The sequence below is a fragment of the Cecembia lonarensis LW9 genome (genome assembly GCF_000298295.1).
GTDB lineage: Bacteria > Bacteroidota > Bacteroidia > Cytophagales > Cyclobacteriaceae > Cecembia > Cecembia lonarensis.
The window spans coordinates 1-1,226 of sequence record NZ_AMGM01000198.1 but is presented as its reverse complement, the minus strand read 5'-3'; the positions used below and the strand labels follow the sequence as shown (position 1 = coordinate 1,226).

The following is a 1,226-nucleotide window of genomic DNA, read 5'->3' as shown; positions in this document are numbered from 1 at the left end:
ATTTTATTTAAGACAGGGATAATCTCTAAATCCTGACCTATAGCGAGATACAGGTTTGAAATGGTCTGAGCTTCAATTCCTTGAGAAGCATCTACAATCAACAGCGCCCCTTCACAGGCTGCAATAGACCTGGAGACCTCGTAGGAAAAATCTACGTGCCCGGGAGTATCTATTAGATTGAGGGTATATTCCTCTCCCTTGTAATTATATTTCATCTGGATGGCGTGAGACTTAATGGTTATTCCTCTCTCCCGTTCCAGGTCCATGTTGTCAAGCAATTGGTCTTGCATCTCTCTATCTGATACCGTATTGGTAAACTGAAGAAGACGGTCTGCTAGTGTACTCTTGCCATGATCAATGTGGGCAATGATACAGAAATTTCTAGTTCTTTGCATATTCATTCTGGGCGCAAAAATAGATAAATTTATGGGTATTATCGATATGAGTTTCAAGTATCCCTTGAATTTTCAGGTTAGTTTATTTCAAAAACCCCTTCTTATGCTTTAAATGATTTGTGGTAGGACAATGTTTTGGTCTTATTAAATTTCAGGAGAAGCAAATGGCTTAATCTTCATGGATATTTTTACTGTTTTTGAGCCTTTCTTGTTTTCTTTGCCGGAAGAATTGAAACACCATGAAAGTCATTGCAGATAAAAAGAAGAAACAGAATATTGCTGAATATATCATCTATATGTATCAGATGGAAGATTTATTGAGAGCCTATGAGTTTAACCTTGATGAAATAAATCAATATGTGATTTCTCATTATCCGGTCTCCGAAAAAGAAAAAACAGAGACTTTATTATGGTTTTCAAATATTGCCATGGCGATGAAAAACGAAGGTAAAGAAACAAAAGGAAGGCTTGACAGCACCCAGGTTTATGTGTCTCAATTGGCTGAAATTCATTGGGGACTGCTTAAAACTGACGGCACCTATTTTGAATATTACAAAAAAGCTAAGCCATATATCCTACAGTTAATAATTGAAGCAGGTGATGAAGCACCTTCCAATGAAATACAGGTTTGTGTCAATGCCGTTTACGGGTTGCTTCTGGCCAAACTGAAAGGCAGGGGAATACCAAAGGATATGGAGGCCGCCACTGAAGCTTTTGGCAATATCTTAGGCTACTTGAATTGGGCGTATTTTCAGAAGAATGAGGAAAAAACTAGGGAAAATTAATTTTAAGTCAATTCATTACAAGCATCCTAAAAACCATCCTTTTGCT

At 37.4% G+C, this 1,226-nt stretch carries 2 protein-coding genes; one reads left to right on the top strand and one right to left on the bottom strand.

Annotated elements, in window-relative coordinates:
- The coding region (locus B879_RS20820; protein ID WP_193786168.1) for a GTP-binding protein at nt 1-395 on the bottom strand (395 nt) is incomplete at its 3' end.
- 239 nt (nt 396-634) lie between these two features.
- Here B879_RS20820 and B879_RS20815 point away from each other — a divergent pair.
- Nucleotides 635-1,180, top strand: a complete 546-nt coding sequence (locus B879_RS20815) for a DUF4924 family protein (RefSeq protein ID WP_009187196.1) — start codon at nt 635-637, stop codon at nt 1,178-1,180.
- Nucleotides 1,181-1,226 lie beyond the last annotated feature (46 nt).